This window comes from Mesorhizobium sp. L103C119B0, from assembly GCF_000502235.1.
Classification (GTDB): Bacteria; Pseudomonadota; Alphaproteobacteria; order Rhizobiales; family Rhizobiaceae; genus Mesorhizobium.
Genome location: NZ_AYXE01000013.1, coordinates 159,001 through 173,783 on the forward strand (window position 1 = coordinate 159,001; position 14,783 = coordinate 173,783).

The 14,783-nt window shown below is 57.6% G+C and carries 15 protein-coding genes and 4 pseudogenes; 9 read left to right on the forward strand and 10 right to left on the reverse strand.

Going from position 1 to position 14,783, the window contains the following annotated elements; all coding sequences use genetic code 11:
* The first annotated feature begins 49 nt into the window (after positions 1 to 49).
* Entirely contained in the window at positions 50 to 1,531 is a 1,482-nt protein-coding gene (locus X728_RS145435) for a DUF4339 domain-containing protein (protein ID WP_023832308.1), read from the forward strand.
* Positions 1,532 to 2,164: 633 nt separating this feature from the next.
* Here the strand turns inward: X728_RS145435 and X728_RS145430 are convergent.
* Positions 2,165 to 2,803, reverse strand: coding sequence for a CGNR zinc finger domain-containing protein (locus X728_RS145430; protein ID WP_081732449.1), 639 nt, complete (start codon positions 2,801 to 2,803; stop codon positions 2,165 to 2,167).
* A gap of 54 nt (positions 2,804 to 2,857) precedes the next feature.
* Between X728_RS145430 and X728_RS1000000171715 the strand changes: the two genes are divergently transcribed.
* Together X728_RS1000000171715 and X728_RS1000000172100 are read left to right on the forward strand one after the other, a co-directional pair.
* Entirely contained in the window at positions 2,858 to 3,646 is a 789-nt protein-coding gene (locus X728_RS1000000171715) for a DUF2066 domain-containing protein (protein ID WP_023832310.1), read from the forward strand.
* Between the two features lie 23 nt (positions 3,647 to 3,669).
* Positions 3,670 to 3,804: pseudogene (locus X728_RS1000000172100) on the forward strand (2Fe-2S iron-sulfur cluster-binding protein); the annotation flags it as partial.
* Positions 3,805 to 3,819: 15 nt separating this feature from the next.
* On the opposite strand, the pseudogene X728_RS1000000171090 reads toward X728_RS1000000172100, so the two are convergent.
* A pseudogene (locus X728_RS1000000171090) lies at positions 3,820 to 4,125 on the reverse strand (IS630 family transposase); the annotation flags it as partial.
* A 79-nt stretch (positions 4,126 to 4,204) separates the two neighbouring features.
* Positions 4,205 to 4,396 (reverse strand): DUF3606 domain-containing protein, encoded by a 192-nt coding sequence (locus X728_RS1000000169245; RefSeq protein ID WP_023832311.1) that lies wholly within the window; start codon positions 4,394 to 4,396, stop codon positions 4,205 to 4,207.
* Between the two features lie 721 nt (positions 4,397 to 5,117).
* On the opposite strand from X728_RS1000000169245, the gene X728_RS145425 reads away from it, so the two are divergent.
* Entirely contained in the window at positions 5,118 to 5,927 is an 810-nt protein-coding gene (locus tag X728_RS145425; RefSeq protein WP_023832314.1) for a Crp/Fnr family transcriptional regulator, read from the forward strand.
* Between the two features lie 400 nt (positions 5,928 to 6,327).
* On the opposite strand, the pseudogene X728_RS1000000169255 reads toward X728_RS145425, so the two are convergent.
* From X728_RS1000000169255 to X728_RS145415, 3 genes and pseudogenes are all read right to left on the reverse strand, one after another.
* Positions 6,328 to 6,611 (reverse strand): annotated as a pseudogene (locus tag X728_RS1000000169255) (PilZ domain-containing protein).
* A 192-nt stretch (positions 6,612 to 6,803) separates the two neighbouring features.
* Positions 6,804 to 7,046 (reverse strand): DUF982 domain-containing protein, encoded by a 243-nt coding sequence (locus X728_RS145420; protein WP_023669677.1) that lies wholly within the window; start codon positions 7,044 to 7,046, stop codon positions 6,804 to 6,806.
* Entirely contained in the window at positions 7,046 to 7,276 is a 231-nt protein-coding gene (locus tag X728_RS145415) for a hypothetical protein (protein WP_023832316.1), read from the reverse strand. The genes X728_RS145420 and X728_RS145415 overlap by 1 nt, the downstream gene beginning before the upstream one ends.
* A 359-nt stretch (positions 7,277 to 7,635) precedes the next feature.
* On the opposite strand from X728_RS145415, the gene X728_RS145410 reads away from it, so the two are divergent.
* Positions 7,636 to 7,950: a VOC family protein gene (locus tag X728_RS145410; protein ID WP_245266180.1), complete on the forward strand. Its 315-nt coding sequence runs from the start codon at positions 7,636 to 7,638 to the stop codon at positions 7,948 to 7,950.
* A 172-nt stretch (positions 7,951 to 8,122) separates the two neighbouring features.
* On the opposite strand, the pseudogene X728_RS01000000166965 reads toward X728_RS145410, so the two are convergent.
* A pseudogene (locus tag X728_RS01000000166965) lies at positions 8,123 to 9,116 on the reverse strand (NADP-dependent oxidoreductase).
* 241 nt (positions 9,117 to 9,357) lie between these two features.
* On the opposite strand from X728_RS01000000166965, the gene X728_RS145405 reads away from it, so the two are divergent.
* Complete coding sequence (locus X728_RS145405) at positions 9,358 to 9,567, forward strand: DUF3072 domain-containing protein (RefSeq protein WP_023834287.1); 210 nt, start codon at positions 9,358 to 9,360, stop codon at positions 9,565 to 9,567.
* Positions 9,568 to 9,634: 67 nt separating this feature from the next.
* Here X728_RS145405 and X728_RS1000000171730 read toward each other — a convergent pair whose 3' ends face one another.
* Positions 9,635 to 9,745 carry a nuclear transport factor 2 family protein gene (locus X728_RS1000000171730; protein WP_245266181.1) on the reverse strand — a complete coding sequence of 37 codons (111 nt, stop codon included), beginning with the start codon at positions 9,743 to 9,745 and terminating at the stop codon, positions 9,635 to 9,637.
* Positions 9,742 to 9,996, reverse strand: a complete 255-nt coding sequence (locus X728_RS1000000171735; RefSeq protein ID WP_245266182.1) for a nuclear transport factor 2 family protein — start codon at positions 9,994 to 9,996, stop codon at positions 9,742 to 9,744. The genes X728_RS1000000171730 and X728_RS1000000171735 overlap by 4 nt, the downstream gene beginning before the upstream one ends.
* An 822-nt stretch (positions 9,997 to 10,818) precedes the next feature.
* Between X728_RS1000000171735 and X728_RS145400 the strand changes: the two genes are divergently transcribed.
* Complete coding sequence (locus tag X728_RS145400) at positions 10,819 to 11,064, forward strand: hypothetical protein (protein WP_023832318.1); 246 nt, start codon at positions 10,819 to 10,821, stop codon at positions 11,062 to 11,064.
* A gap of 739 nt (positions 11,065 to 11,803) precedes the next feature.
* A complete protein-coding gene (locus X728_RS145395; protein WP_023824713.1) occupies positions 11,804 to 12,151 on the forward strand; it encodes a hypothetical protein in 348 nt (115 codons plus the stop codon).
* 529 nt (positions 12,152 to 12,680) lie between these two features.
* Here X728_RS145395 and X728_RS145390 read toward each other — a convergent pair.
* On the reverse strand, positions 12,681 to 12,953 hold the full coding sequence (locus X728_RS145390; RefSeq protein ID WP_023832320.1) for a hypothetical protein: 273 nt from the start codon (positions 12,951 to 12,953) through the stop codon (positions 12,681 to 12,683).
* An 874-nt stretch (positions 12,954 to 13,827) separates the two neighbouring features.
* Between X728_RS145390 and X728_RS145380 the strand changes: the two genes are divergently transcribed.
* On the forward strand, positions 13,828 to 14,640 hold the full coding sequence (locus tag X728_RS145380; RefSeq protein ID WP_023832322.1) for a Crp/Fnr family transcriptional regulator: 813 nt from the start codon (positions 13,828 to 13,830) through the stop codon (positions 14,638 to 14,640).
* Positions 14,641 to 14,783 lie beyond the last annotated feature (143 nt).

Genomic DNA, 14,783 nt, shown 5'->3' on the forward strand with positions numbered 1-14,783 from the left:
CATCACGGGGCAAAGCTGCGCAACATCCTTGATTTCACGGAGAACTAACATGTCGCTTTGGTTTTACGAGCGGGACGGAAAACCCATCGGGCCGGTAGACGAGTCCGAGTTGGCAAGCATCATCGCTGCTGGCGAAGTGGATCCGGAAACTCGCGTCTGGACGGCGGAGTTTGGTACGGAATGGAAAGTCGCCAATCAAACGCGCCTTTTCAGGGATGATCTGTCGGCGCCACCTCTGCCGCAGCTTGTAGAACCTCCGCAGCTAGCTCCGATGATCGGGCGCCAGACTGCTAAGTTTGTGCATCCGGAGCCTTCGGAAATTTACGCATATCTGCTTGCTGGCTCCCCTCTGCTCATCACGGTGCTCGTACTAGCGGCTTGGTTCGCAACCCGCAATCTCGCTGATGGGGCCTTGGCAGCCGTCTATGTCGGAGCGACTCTGGCCACTCTCGTCCTTGCCCTTCGCGACCGTGGTGAACTGGTCAAGACCGGGTTGGCTAAGTCTGACACAATGATGGTTGGCTTCGTTCTCCTGACGCCTCTCATCTACTTCCTCAGGCGCGCAGCGGTGACAAACAGGTCGGCGCAAAAATACATCTGGATCTGGCTTATCTCGCTGGGCGTCTCCTTCATGGCTTCGCCAGAAACCATCCCTCCTCAGCTTGCCTTTCTAACAAGTGCGCAGCCCCCGTCTGCGTCTGCGGCAAGGGTTGGTAACCAGCCATCCAAACCCAAAGCCGAGATCGATAGACAGGTCTTGGACGACCTCGGTTCCAGCATCGTTAATTGCTGGGCTTTTCCGGCGAATGCGAAACGACAGGCATCCGTCCGCATGCGCTTGCTGCCGACGGGAGAGCTTGATGGAAAGCCAACTGAAATTACCGCGGGATCGGCGTCAACCAGGGCGGACGAGGCTTTGCCTGCCTCAGCCGTACGTGCGGTATTAAATTGCGCGCCGTATGCCAATTTCGTCGCAAAGTCGCCAGAGCTTGCGGGCAATGATTTGATTGTCACGCTCGATCCGGTGAGCATTTCATCTCGTGTGCAAGTGGCAGAAGCCGAAAAAAGCGAAGCCATAGGCGCCGTATCACAAGCCGACGCAAGTTCGTCGAACGCGGACGGAGGGTCGGCTGCTCAAAAGTTGCCGCCGTATAACGATATGCGGGAGCTCTTTGCAGAACACCTAGTGCTCCTATCCAACCCATTGAATGCTGGAGAAGCCGAAGCGAAGCTGCGGCAGCGAGGGGTCGCTCAAATGACGGCCTTTGTTGCTGATTACACGGAGGAGCCATCATCTTGGCTCATCCAACTCGCTGCCGAGGTTGGACCTGCTCTTACGCCAGGAAAGGGATTCTTCTGTCGTGTGTCCAAAGATGACGCAGAGAGCATCGCGCGGCTGCGGCTGGTCTCGGCTATTCGACCGGGAATTGTCATCTCTGGTGAGCTGGGAGAATATAACTTGGATCTCCCGAATCGCGTGATGTCTATCGTGCTCGACCCGTGCCAGATTGTTGATATCTCTCCCCAGTAAACCAGGTGGGCGCTGTACCTCTAATAAACAGCGCCAATGAACGCATCACTTCCGTGACTATGTAAGTTTTGATCGAAATGGCCAGCTGCATGGTAGTTGGTAGCAAACGTCGCGAGACGGAGCCGATCAATTAACGATTTGTGTAGATTGACCCATGCCCTGTTCTCCGGAATGGCAGCAATGGGGCCGATTGACTACAGGTCAGTTCCGCGAACCTGGCATCGCACTCTGATGACCGCTAAGCGCCTCACGTCGGACGTTGATACCGCTCCGGGAGCACCGAAAGCGGACATTCCGTGAAGCTAGAATTAAAAAGCCTCACCGAGCGCCGTTGATTTCGCTACCAGCAAGCTGAGGGCCCGCGAGCAAATGTCTGCCTGCCTCAACAGAGCCGGGGCGAGTCAAAGGGACGAGTGCGCCGATTTTGATGGCTTCTTCGAACGGTCAAGTTATCCCATCGGTTCAATATCTCCAGGTTACGCAACGCTTGCCGCGTGCCCCTGCTACAGCGGACATGCCCCGACCGATAGAGACAGTCGGACCAACTAGCGACCCGGTCCCCCTGAATGTCCGGTGGCAGCCCTTGCGGACTGGTTACCGTCCCCAACGTTTCCATTCTGCGCTTCGACCGGGCTACTTCCGATGTGCCAGGCGGTAGCGGGCCGCCTTGGCGCGGTTGCCGCAACTGTCCATCGAGCACCAGCGCCTCGGTTTGGAGCGGCTGTCGTCGATGAAAAAGCCACCGCAATTGTCAGCCTCACATTGCCGGATGTCTTTCCCTGATGGAAACAGCACCAGCATGGCAGCGGCTGCTGCTGACCGGCGCAGCGGCAGGTATAGCCCTTCGTTTGTCGACGTGGATTGGAGGTTCAAGATGTCGCCAAGGCCCGCCGAGCCGCCAGCGTGCCCTATCGCTTTGTGAAAGCTGCGCAGGGCGACGCGTTTCGAGGCGACACCACGGCCGAGGTTTTTTGCACAGACACTGAGCCAGGATTTGAGGGCGGCGCGCAATTTTAGCACCTCAAGATGTACCTCGCGAGCGACTCGTGGGCGATTTACGGCATGACGGTCGAGGACCCGCCTTTCAGTTTCCGACAACAACAGGGCCCGAATGCAAAAGGCCAACAGATCCTGATAGCTCGTTATGCAGTCGATCTCTGCCCCGCCGCGCCAGTGCAATGTGTTGGCAAGGTCAAGGGCGGGCGCACCACCCAGCATGCGCATAGGTCCGTGCGGCGAGACGTAGGTCCGAACAAATTCTGTTGATTCCATCGCTGCCAATATGTAACCTCCTAAACAGTTACTCAAGAGGGCAGGGCGGGTCAAATGAAGAAGCCTCTGTTGACGCTCCTGTCCTGGTTTGCGTTTGCAGTCACTGGCCACGCAAGCGACGATCTCCTTTATCGCTCAAGCGTGATCGTCACCGGCGATCGCGAGGAAACGCGCGTCCCTGCCATCCCTGAGGGTTTCGCACTGGCAGCGCAAAAGCTGACCGGAAATCCCGATGTCGTGCACAATCCGACCTTCGCTTCGCTGGCGACCGGGGCACCTGCCATGGTTTGGTCCTACACCTACCATGACCGCATGTTCGGCAGGCCAATTCACGACGAGCAGGGCACACGCGATCGCCCGTTCGATCTCACGTTCCAGTTCGACCGGACGCGAATGGACCATGCGATGGCGCTGCTGGGTGAGAGACCGTGGTTGGGGCCGCGCCCGAAGCTGGCGCTTGTCATCGAGGTTACCGATATGGCGCGTAGCCTCGCCGCCGATGGCGTCCACGGATCGGACCTGCGCGCAAGCTTTGAAGATGCTTCGGCCCTATTCGCCATACCGATCATTTTCGCAAAAGAAGCCGATCTGTCGGCGGTCGCGCAGGAAAACGTCGATGCAATACCTCATGAGCGCCTGGCCAGACTGAAATCCAGATTGGGGGCTGACGTGATCTTGGTCGGTCACCTCGATTGGGAAACCAACGAGCCGGGCTGGCATGCGGTTTGGGGCCTGCCACTTGGTCCCGAAGGTACAAAGTGGGAGATCGCCGGGGTAAATTTCGATGCTGCCTTCCGCAACGCAATCGGAGGTGCCGCCAAGCGCATGCGACCGACAAGATAGCGGTCCGTTTTGCCCGCTCGGGCGTGCAGCATCGCTGCGCGTCCGGAGAGACCCTGCTGGACGCGGCGCGGAACTGGAGCATCTACATCCCAACTGGCTGCCAACAGGTCGTTTGCGGAACGTGCCGAATACCAAAACTATCCGGCGAAGTTGCCACGGACGAACTAGAGCTTTCAGGTTTTGACGGAAGCGTAACCGGCCTTTTCGAAGTAGTTCTTGCATCCAGTGGGGTCGATCGTTGCGACGAGGTGGCCGATGTGGCGCCAAGTGTCCTAGACTGTGCGTTTATGGGCTTGACGCATCCAGTGTTTTATCTTGGCGAAGGCCTGCTCGAGGTCTGGGGAGTGGGCGGCAGGTAGCAAAGCCTGGCGCCGGCAGCTTTGGGCTTCCGAGATTATCCAGGATGACGATATCGCCAGGCTCAGCGGTGATGAGCTGCTGCTCGACGTAGGCGCGGAAGCATTGGCGTTGATGGGCCCGGCTAAGACGCGGACGTCTTCACGCTCGCGCAGCCTTTCAAACCCGCTCGTCGAAAAGCCGCGTAGTGCGTCGCGACCATCAGCCGATGTCAGCCCGCTTTCTTGCCTCGCGTTCGAGCGTCTTCCGGTCGTTGCCGTGTTCTCTGATTAGCTCGCGGACCTGTTCTGGCGTGATACGATGCTGTTTGGCGAAATAGCGAACCTCATAATCTTCATCGGCTGATACGCGGTTGCGATCTCGAACATCACGCTTGCTCTTGTCGTCTGCCATTTTCTTTCCTCCTGATCAGAGAGAACAACGACCGACGTTGTATGTTCCCGGCGCCTTACTTCAATCAAGTAGGCTGCCGGGAGCGCAGTTCCTTGTTCGTTCGTTAAGCCAAGCTCCTGAGAGAACCGCGAATGATGGCGGATAGCAGAGGCGTCCATGACTTCCCTCTAGACAACGACATGGCAGCTACCAACCGCAGCTATTCTGACACTGGGAGTTGGTCCACTCCCTGCTGATCGAGGAGAGTTGCCAGTCCGGCAATGATCTGCGGCATAACAAACGGCTTGGCGATCATCAGGCTGTTGGGCACTCCAAGCGTTTCCAATCATCCGCGCCATCGCCACTTATGTATATCACTGGCATAGTGAGATCGGCACCTCGGAGGTGCCGGGCCACAGTCCCTTTAAGATGGCGATCACCTCGAACCCGGCCTCCCGGAGAGAGTTCTCGACGTCTAAGAGGATCATGCTTTCATCCTCCACGATCAGGACAGAACCCGACGACATCGGTTCCTGGCGCAATAGCGTTTGTTAATACGGTGGAAAGCAGGTTGTCATTCCGGCCGTTTCGAACATGGTGCGGCAGGCGAAAAGGATTGAGGACAGCTGAACCCCAGCCCCGCCTGCATAGTAGACGCACTGACCATTGGCCGTCGTCTCCTCTGGGCAGCGGGAACATTAGCGCCAACTAAAAGTTGGGAGCAAACCCGAACAGGTTTTTGATGGCACATGGTCCGTCTTTCAACATCTTGATCCGCAAGCTCCAAGCCATCTCGGAACTCGCAGAATCAGACATTGCGATCTTGGGGAACATCTCGATTCAGGAGAAGAAATATAAGGCCAATGAAGACATTTTGCGCGAGGGCGAAAAGCCGACCCTTTCATTCGTCGTTCTTGAGGGCTTGATAGGGTCGACCAAACTAACCGGGGAGGGCAAGCGTCAGATCTCCTCCTTTTTTGTTCCGGGCGACATTCCCGACCTGCATGGTTTGCATTTGTCGGTCATGGATTGCACTTTCACCCCTCTNGGCGACATTCCCGACCTGCATGGTTTGCATTTGTCGGTCATGGATTGCACTTTCACCCCTCTGATGCCCTCTCGAGTGGGCTTCATGCGGCACGACGATCTTCGCGCCATTTGCGAACAGCACTCTTCGATAACGAGAGTGTTTTGGCGCTCCACTGTGATCGACGCGGCGATCTATCGAGAGTGGGTCACCAACGTCGGAAGGCGCGACGCCTACTCTCGTATGGCTCACATTCTTTGCGAACTTATTGTCCGCCTTCGCTCGGTAGGTCGCATTGAAGATCATGTGGCCTATCTCCCCATAACGCAGGCTGCACTTGGCGACGCAGTTGGCCTCTCCACCGTGCACGTGAACCGAGTGCTCCAGGACCTTCGACGCGACGGTCTGATATCTACCCTTGGCTCGCGTTTTCATGCGCCCGACTGGGCAGGGCTCGTTCGCGCCGCAGATTTTGACTCTACCTATCTGCATCATAGGGCTGCGCAGACGGGTGCCGGTTTCTGAGAATGCTGGGTCGCTCATGATGCATTGAGCCAACCCCTCGCGATCCTTGACCGAATCTGCTGTAGAACCCGCATTCCAACAGGAATGTCGATCACTGCTTGAGAACTGGACCACCGCAGACTTACCTAGTGACGGCATGGCTTCCCAAAGCTACGACCTGAGGAAGGAACCCGCCGAAAGCTGGACGGTGTTTGACGTCTTCACTGGGTACCCCCGCAGCGCGTGGGCGTCTGGCTAACTATCTGGACGAGGAATATTCCCGTGATCTTCAGCCTTCTGACCATGTCGACCTGAAGCGAAGTTCGCCGGGGGGTAACCTCTAAAGTATGACTGCCATGGAACACGTGTGGAGCGCCGGAGAATGTCCAAATTCCCGAGTCTGTGCGTCCCGGACATAGGCTTAGCCATAGTGGAGATGCGGCTTTGGCACGTTCCTATAAATTGAACCCCGATTCGGCGTTCCTGCGCCACCGCAGAACTGCTTGGTAGGCAACGCCGTCGGTCGGCACGTAAAGCACGAACCGCTCGGGGACACGCGATTCCACCGGGATTTTGAGTTCAGCTCCGCCACTGTTTTGGTTCCGAATGGTGCAACTGATCTCGGAGTTTGTGATTCCGCCGATGATTGAGGCGCCTTTCAGCACCCCGCTGCCTTCGTTCGCGGCGATGCTCTTCATCAACCATGTGACCTCCATCGGTCACCCCCGACCCTATCCTACGCCCACGGGCGAACAGCTGTCCATCTAGGTCGTCGCTCGGTGGTGTCTCACTTTGAAACTTGACGGAGACGGACGGCATAGATATCCGTTGCGCTGGTGAATTCGCCGACCGCCAACGCGAAAACAGACCCGAGTGGTCCCGTTGCGTATAGCGTTGTTAATCCGGCAGCAGCATCTCCTCTTCATCAGCCGCGGCTTCGAACAGCAGCCGGAAGTCGTTACCCGGCATTTTGCCATCCATCGCAGATAGGCAAGCCTCGGCCGCCAGCCGCCACTTGGGGCCACGATTGGACCACTTTAGAAGCTCCTCGGCGGCGGCATCAACGCGGTTGACACCGAGGCGAAGCCCCGGGCGCTCGGTCTTCACATAAACCGGAGGGTTGAACCAACGGTGGGGCATCACGCTTCTCGGACGTCGAAGGCGATGAACAGTCCCCAAACGGAGGCTGATTTGACGATCATTTCGACCAACTGGCAGTCAGTCTCACGAAGATCATGGCCGCGCTCGCGCACCGCTGCAATGGTCGCCTTCACGGAAATTATATTGCCCGGTTGAGAACCCAACAGGACCTCGCGGACCAGCTCCTTGGCCGTTCGCTGTGCAGGCCGAACAGGTGCTTGAATGTCCATCCCATCCTCCCAGAGAGATAGAACCTCAATCAGCTATTCTGTGGGTCACTCTCCGAAAAAGGCAAGAGCCGGAAACGTACAAAAGATCGGAAGAGCNCCCAACAGGACCTCGCGGACCAGCTCCTTGGCCGTTCGCTGTGTAGGCCGAACAGGTGCTTGAATGTCCATCCCATCCTCCCAGAGAGATAGAACCTCAATCAGCTATTCTGTGGGTCACTCTCCGAAAAAGGCAAGAGCCGGAAACGTACAAAGCAGGTTGCCGCAAACACCGCATTTCGGAACGGAACCCACCCTTGCCCATTTATTGGCGGAGTCAATTTGCACGAAGGATGTGAATGCAAACCCAAGGAGTTTACGCCGTGCTCGCCACGGCAAGGATCGACAAAGCGGAGGAGTTCTATACCCGGCTTTTCGAGCGGAGGCCTGATGATCGTCCCATGGACGGGTTGATCCAATGGCGCAACGTCGCAGGCGCGAACTTGCAAATCTTCCATGATAAGGAAAATGCTGTTGTGGTCCCCAAAATGGACAAAGCCCGGAGGGCGCTTGAAGAAAGTGGCGTGATGCTCACACGTGAATCGGAGGGTGATTACGGAAAGATTGCCCAGATCGCAAACCCTGACGGCAATCGTATCACTCTTGCAGAGCCCCAATCGCGGCCTTTCAACACGTGAAGGATTCGACCTCCTCTGTTTGGCAAACCAGCTCATCGGGTTACGATGGACGCCCCCAATTCCTCGCCCGGCTACAATGACTACATCCCGCGCCAGGCGCTGATTTGCACCTCACCGTGTCAGATGCCGACGCGGCCATAAGGAGAGAGGACCCGCCTCCTCTCCCAAGTTCTCACGGACGAACGCGGACAACCGTCTTTCCTGCGCGTCGGTCGGTTGAGATGAAGGTGCCGACGGCATCATCCAAGCTCGAAACCTTTCCGATGTTCGTCCGCAGTCGTCCATCCCGGATCCGCTGCACTATCTCAGAAAGCTGGGGGCGATCAGCCTCCACGACGAAGTCAACGGTCACGCCATCGGCAGGTCGAATGTCCGTTGGCCCAACGACTGTGACAAGGATACCTCCGGCCCGGACGAGCGTTGTGGATCGCCTCTGGATATCGCCGCCGATGACATCGAAGACCAGATCGACGCTGCCTACATCTTCAAGGGTGTCTTTTGCGAGGTCGAGGAATTCATTTGCACCGAAGTCGAGCGCTTTCTGGCGGTCGGCGGCCCGCCCGGTGCCGATCACATAGGCTCCGGCCTCCCTTGCAAGCTGCGCCACCATCGAACCGACGGCACCGGCAGCGCCATGCGCGAGAACGCTCTGCCCGGCCNGCCTCCCTTGCAAGCTGCGCCACCATCGAACCGACGGCACCGGCAGCGCCATGCGCGAGAACGCTCTGCCCGGCCCGGATGCGGCCATGCTGGAACAGCCCCTGCCATGCGGTTAGGCCGGAGATCGGCAGGCTAGCGCCCACCGCAAAGTCGACATCGCCGGGCAGCGGGGCGAGGTTACGGGCCTCCATGGCAACATACTCGGCGAGGGTGCCGTCGCGATGCCAGTCCGCGAGGCCGAACACCCGCTGACCTATAGAAAGCCCCGTGGTGCCGTAGCCGAGCGCAGTGACAACACCAGCCATTTCGTGGCCGAGAATTGGAGAGGTCCGGTCACGGAAGGCTCGGTCGGCCCACGTCGAGGGCCACTCCAGTTCGGTGTTGACGAATCCTGCCGCATGAACCTGTACGACCACGTCGTTAATTGCCGCCTGAGGCTCGGGCAGCTCCACCAACTTCATCCCGGCCGTTCCTGCAGTCTGGTCTGTCGCTACGATTGCTTTCATGGGGATTGTCTCCTCACCGTTGGGGTAAATTGCGGGCGCGGAGGATCTTTCGATGTCTCGCGCAGAGTTGGCGTCGGTTCATCGTTGGTTACCGCGAGCGGAAACTAAGCAATCTCGTCGGATTCTTCCAGCACGGGTAAACTTGCAGTCGTGAACACCTTGCCCGCAATCTCACACACTTCAAGCATGTGGAACAAAAGAAGATCAAATACGTTGTGCCGTTCCCAACATGGAGAGCGTCATGCAAACTTCACCCCGAGCCAAAAGCGAAACTATCAGCAAGGATCCTGACGAATGGACGACGGGTGACGAGCCAATGACTCCGTCGCAAGCTTCCTACTTGAAAACATTATGTGAGCAGGCGGGCGACGACAGAAGCTACGCTGAAGATCTAAGCAAAGCCGAGGCCTCGAAGCGAATCGACGCGCTAAGGACTGAGCTCAAGCTCTAAAGGCGCTGGGAGACCTACGACAGGAGATCGCCAGCTTCGCGGTATTTGGCCTGTGATCTGGACGGTCCTAATGGTGAAGGTGGTAGAGTTTGCTAACGATCTTCCATTCTCCTGCGATCTTGAGCAGGGAAAGATAGTCGGTGAACCTTGTGGTTCCAAGTTCGTCCTCAACCTTCACAGTGGCTGCATCGCCCGTAAATCGAGCGATGCGACTGTCCAGTTGGGGCTGGTGTTCGGCGGCAAGCCCGCAACCATCACCTCGCCGACATAGGCATCGACACTTAGCCATTCGACCGCGCCCTGGAAATTACCGATGATTGATGCGCGTGGGTGGAAGGCTGCCCGCAGCCCTTCTTCGGCACCGGTGGACATGGCCAAAACGTAGCCTTCGATGGTAGCGGTAATAAGACTTTCATCGGTCTGTGACATCGAGGCTTCTCCACGCCAGTGTTTGCAGCGGTCAGAGCATGGAGGGACCGATCCTTGCTGACGACAGGCAAACGGTTTTTCGGACCAGTTGGGTTCGTTTCCTTTGTTGCTTTCGCGGTTACTTCTGACGACGCCTCGCGCCAAAGGCCGCCAGAAAATCAAGTCGAGTTGAGAGTGTGTCGCAAGCTCCCTACTTCCGAAACGAGTCAGCGCCCTGTGGTTTTGAAGCGAGTTCACTGTTTCAACCGCCTCGTTCTGTTCAACAACGAGGGCCTTGCGTTGCGGCTGCTTTGATCGAATGCAAGCGTCCGGAGTACGAGTAACCAACTCCCTTGCCGGTCGAGTACAACTTTGCCGGCACCGTGGCCTAGCGATGCGCGCAAGCCTTCATGTGGGGGAGAGGCCAGCAGTGCTGCAGTGATGCCTTCCCTTCTGCAGCGAAAGCCCCAGCCGGCAAATCAAAGTAGCCAGCTCTTCGAAGCGCTGTCCGACCAGAAGAGGCAGTTTCACTACAACGCCCCGCTTCGACGTTTTCGCGAGCAGCAGAAGTGTCTCGGTCGTTGCTGACAGCCGGAATAGCGGTCGTATCGGTATCCATTCTGGAGCGGATAATAGCAGGCTACACTTATAGTGCTTATGAGCAGGCTTTCCGCGTGTAGAGAACGAGGCAGCTAGATTGTCTTTATCCACCGTGCCGCACGGTTGGGGAGGCGACCAGAGCCGATGTGAAGGGGACTAGGCAAGCTAATATTCGCTTGCGCTAATTTAAAAGTGCCGTAACGTCATGCTCAGCCTTTTGCGGAGGCGCAACGGTGGGGAAGTATGATGAGAGTTGCTGCGTTTTGTGCGGCGATCGTGATCGCTGGGACTGGTGTCGCTGTTGCCAAGGAGAAGAAGGTGGTGGTGAGTGACGCCACGGACCTTTGCTCTACGAAGCAGTCGGCTAAGAAGCAGGTGCTCGAGCTGGACTGCAGGCCGACCGGAACCGCCAAATTGCCGGCCGGTGGAACGCCGGAAAAGCCGCGCCTCGGATATGACACCAATCCGTGGCTGGTTAAAGGCTTTTAGAGACTAGCCGACGGCAACACACACGCGGCTAAGGGGAATCTGCGCTGGCGGTTGAGCGTTCTTTGTTCTCTCATCGGTGGAACATTGTCGCCTGGAAACGCTTCGGACGGTGCACTGCCCCATCAGTGCAACGTTCCCTTCCTTGTTTGCACTGGCCGGCTGCCGAAAGGTGGCCGGCTTTTTGTATATAAACGCGACCTGATGTTTGGAGCTTGTTGATTGGACAGCAGCGAGTGGCCGCTGCTGCGTTAGCGTCCAGGATTGGAATTTGTAAAGGCGAGATCACCAAGGCAGGGATGAACCAGGCTAGCAACGGTTTCGTCTGTTAGCCGCGACGCCGACGAAATTGAATTCAGAAGGGCGTCGGCCGGGCTGCCCAACATCAGGGTGGGCCAAGGCTGGACGGAGTCCGCTCCCGCCCAGCCGTGCCCGGCATGATACGCATCGCACCTGGGCGCAAGCCGTACCAACGGCCCGTCTATTCCGCCGCGCCTTTCGGCAGGAAACCCTCGGCCTCATCACAATGGAGGGCGACATTCGCAGCGCCCTATGGAACCATCCAGAGTGACATAGGCTGTTTTGTGGGACTTACTGGTGACATTAGTAGGCCTGTTAGGCATGTTCGCGCTCGTAGCTCAGATCCAGGTTGGAGCCCTGCCTCGTGCACCAGTATGGGAAGCGAGAACTAGGAACCGGGAGTGCTACGAATAGATTGCCGCAGTGCAGCTTTTTTCAGAGCATGGCAAGGGCTGCCTTTCTCTCCACGTTGGCAGTCGTCCTGCTGCTCGCGCTATTGCCAGACCACTTGCTGCACGCCCTCGGATTGGCCTTTACGTCTCATCACGACAAGCTCAACCACGCCGCCGCGTTCGCCACCTTGTCGGCTCTGGGTAGCCTCGGCTGGCCCCAACAGGTGGTCCGGCTGGCGGTTTTACTTGCTTTAACGGGCGCAGCGATCGAAATCCTTCAATGCGTCACAGAGCGTGACATGAGTGTCTTCGACTGGTTTGCCGACTGCGCCGGCATGGCATACGGGCTGAGAACTATCAGCTGGGTGAAGGAGATTCTAGGCGAACCGGTTATTTGATCGCCACAGGCTCCGCCTTACCGCCGCCGTGTTGGCCCACTTGCCAGCCTCACACCGGGGCCGCCTTCGATCACCCTCGCTATTGCCATTCAATTCCGACGCAAAGGCCGATCGCAAGGCCATAGTTTTCAGGGCCGCTCACCATTTAGACTTAGGTCCGATTCTTTCGCGCAAATGGCCGAAGCCGGCTGGCTGAAAACGATTGCCAGTTTCAACTGCGGTAGCTGCAGTTCCAGAGTGCGGATCGGCTACGAAGAGAAGCTGGCCATATTCGAGCGGCACCTTAAGCGACGCGCGCCAGATCTGGGCCGACGACCAATGGAATGCGATCCCGGCAACGATTCCTGAGAGTGTGTCGGAAATTCAAGCTCCAACTGCTTGCGGCTGGTCTTCTGCCGCAAGTCCAACCTTCATCTGGTTGCAAGGTCAGGAGGCTCTTTCGTCCGTACGGAACCGATGATGGCGAGAGGTTTCGATGCGCTCGGAGCACCGAGCAGGTCGACACGTTTCTGGTAGCGACCACCAATCTCTAGCTGACCGCTTCCACGTCCTGACGAGGTGCGAGCAACTTGATCTTCAATAGTCTTTTTCGAGCCAGCATGCTCGCCGCCTCTGCGATACGGTCTCCGTAAGCATCGGCGACGAACGATAGCGTCGACAGGTCGATAATGAGGTCGTCGATCGCGCCCGCCAAGACACTGGACCCGCGCCCAAATTGATGCACCAGCGCCCGCACTTCCTTAAGTGCCGTCGAGGCTTCACCCGCATCCAGCAGCGCCTCGATCTCATCGAAAACCTGCATCCCGACCCTCCCGCTTTAAAACGGTGGCAATTTCGCGCGAAAAGAAAGCGCCTGCCAAGGTGCTCACGCGCGAAGGCGGCTAATCAGACAACAAGAAAGACCCTGGTGGCCCAACGATGAAGGGGCGTCCATGGAGGGCGTTCAGCGAGACGCAACNCGATCGAAGATGTACGCCAAGACCGACAAGCTGGTGCAGCGTTTTGCCAAGGCTGAAGACGCGGTGAAATCCTCAGCGACGACATGACCGGGGTGAGGCGGCCACTGCCGAGGTGACCCGGTGGAACTTGATGGGCCTCGGCGCATTGCGCCCACTGCATCGCAGCGGCGGCGCTCGCGTCGCTAGTTACGCCCTATTCGTCTATCTGGCGCGAGCTGCGTGGCGGATCACGAGTTCTATCCGTGCTGCTGAGTCAGCAGAATTCCACACCACCTCCGGATAGGCCGTCTAGATCCGGTNCCGCACATTCTTGAGCACATTGTACGATTGTTACGCAAAGCAGCGGCCGCATCGACTCTCATCATCTTGGAACTACATTGCCACGATGGCTCAGCTCTTTGAATCCGACCCAGTGAACGCTTCATATCAGCTGATCGTGGACCACTATGAGACAGCGGTTTCACTCCAGGAGCGCATTGTCACTCGCGTTCGACAACGCGGTTTGTCAACGAAAAGTGATGACGAATTCCTGGAGCATCTGAACGCCGTCTTAGCGCGGGCGCGCCAAAGGTTGGCTCGGGCCGATCAATGCAATTAAATTAAGAATGGGACATCCGCGGTCCGCAGGCATAGAGTGTGCCATCGACGGCAACTCCAAGGGCGTCCGTCGGCTGTGAGCGATCAACATGCTTCCGCCCCCAATAGGGAGAGGGAGCTATGACAGCCTCCAGTTCACAAACTCACACTGCCGCGCAACGCGACACCGGCCAAAATTCGATCTATCGCAATTCGCTGCTGCTTCGAATGTGCTCGGCAGACTTGGCATTGCTGCAACCTCATTTCGAAAGCGTCTCCCTTGGGCTGAAGACGCATCTCGAAGTGGCGGGGTCACCAATCAGCACCGTGTACTTCTTCGAGAGCGGTCTCGGGTCAGTGGTGGGCGAGCTGCGGCCTGGTATCGAAGCTGAGATCGGAATCATTGGTTGTGAGGGCATGACCGGCTCAGCGCTCGTCATGGGCGATGACCGATCAACGCACGATTGTTACGTCCAATTAGAGGCCCGAGCCTTTGTTATCGACGCGGGCCTCTTCACCAAGGCGCTTTTGACAAGCCCCACCCTGCGAAGTTTTCTGCTCCGCTACGTTCACTACTTTCACCTCCAGGCAAGCTTCACCGCGCTCAGCAATGCNACCCTGCGAAGTTTTCTGCTCCGCTACGTTCACTACTTTCACCTCCAGGCAAGCTTCACCGCGCTCAGCAATGCCCGGATGAACATCGTCGACAGGCTCTCAAGATGGCTGGTGATGTGCGATGATCGCGTCGACGGGAACAGCTTTGCGATTACGCACGAGTTCTTGTCAGTTATGCTCGGTGTCAGGCGGCCCGGCGTCACCATAGCGCTGCAAACCTTGGAGGGCCAAGGTCTGATACGCTCAACGCGAGGAGAGGTAGTCATTCTTGATCGCGCGCGTCTAATTGCGCTGGCTGATGGGTCATATGGCAGGGCTGAAGCCNGCGAGGAGAGGTAGTCATTCTTGATCGCGCGCGTCTAATTGCGCTGGCTGATGGGTCATATGGCAGGGCTGAAGCCGAATACGCTCGGCTAGTCGGCAAACTGCATTGACGGCAGACGCCGCGCCCGTGCACAGTGCCCCTGAAACAGAGCCCGCCG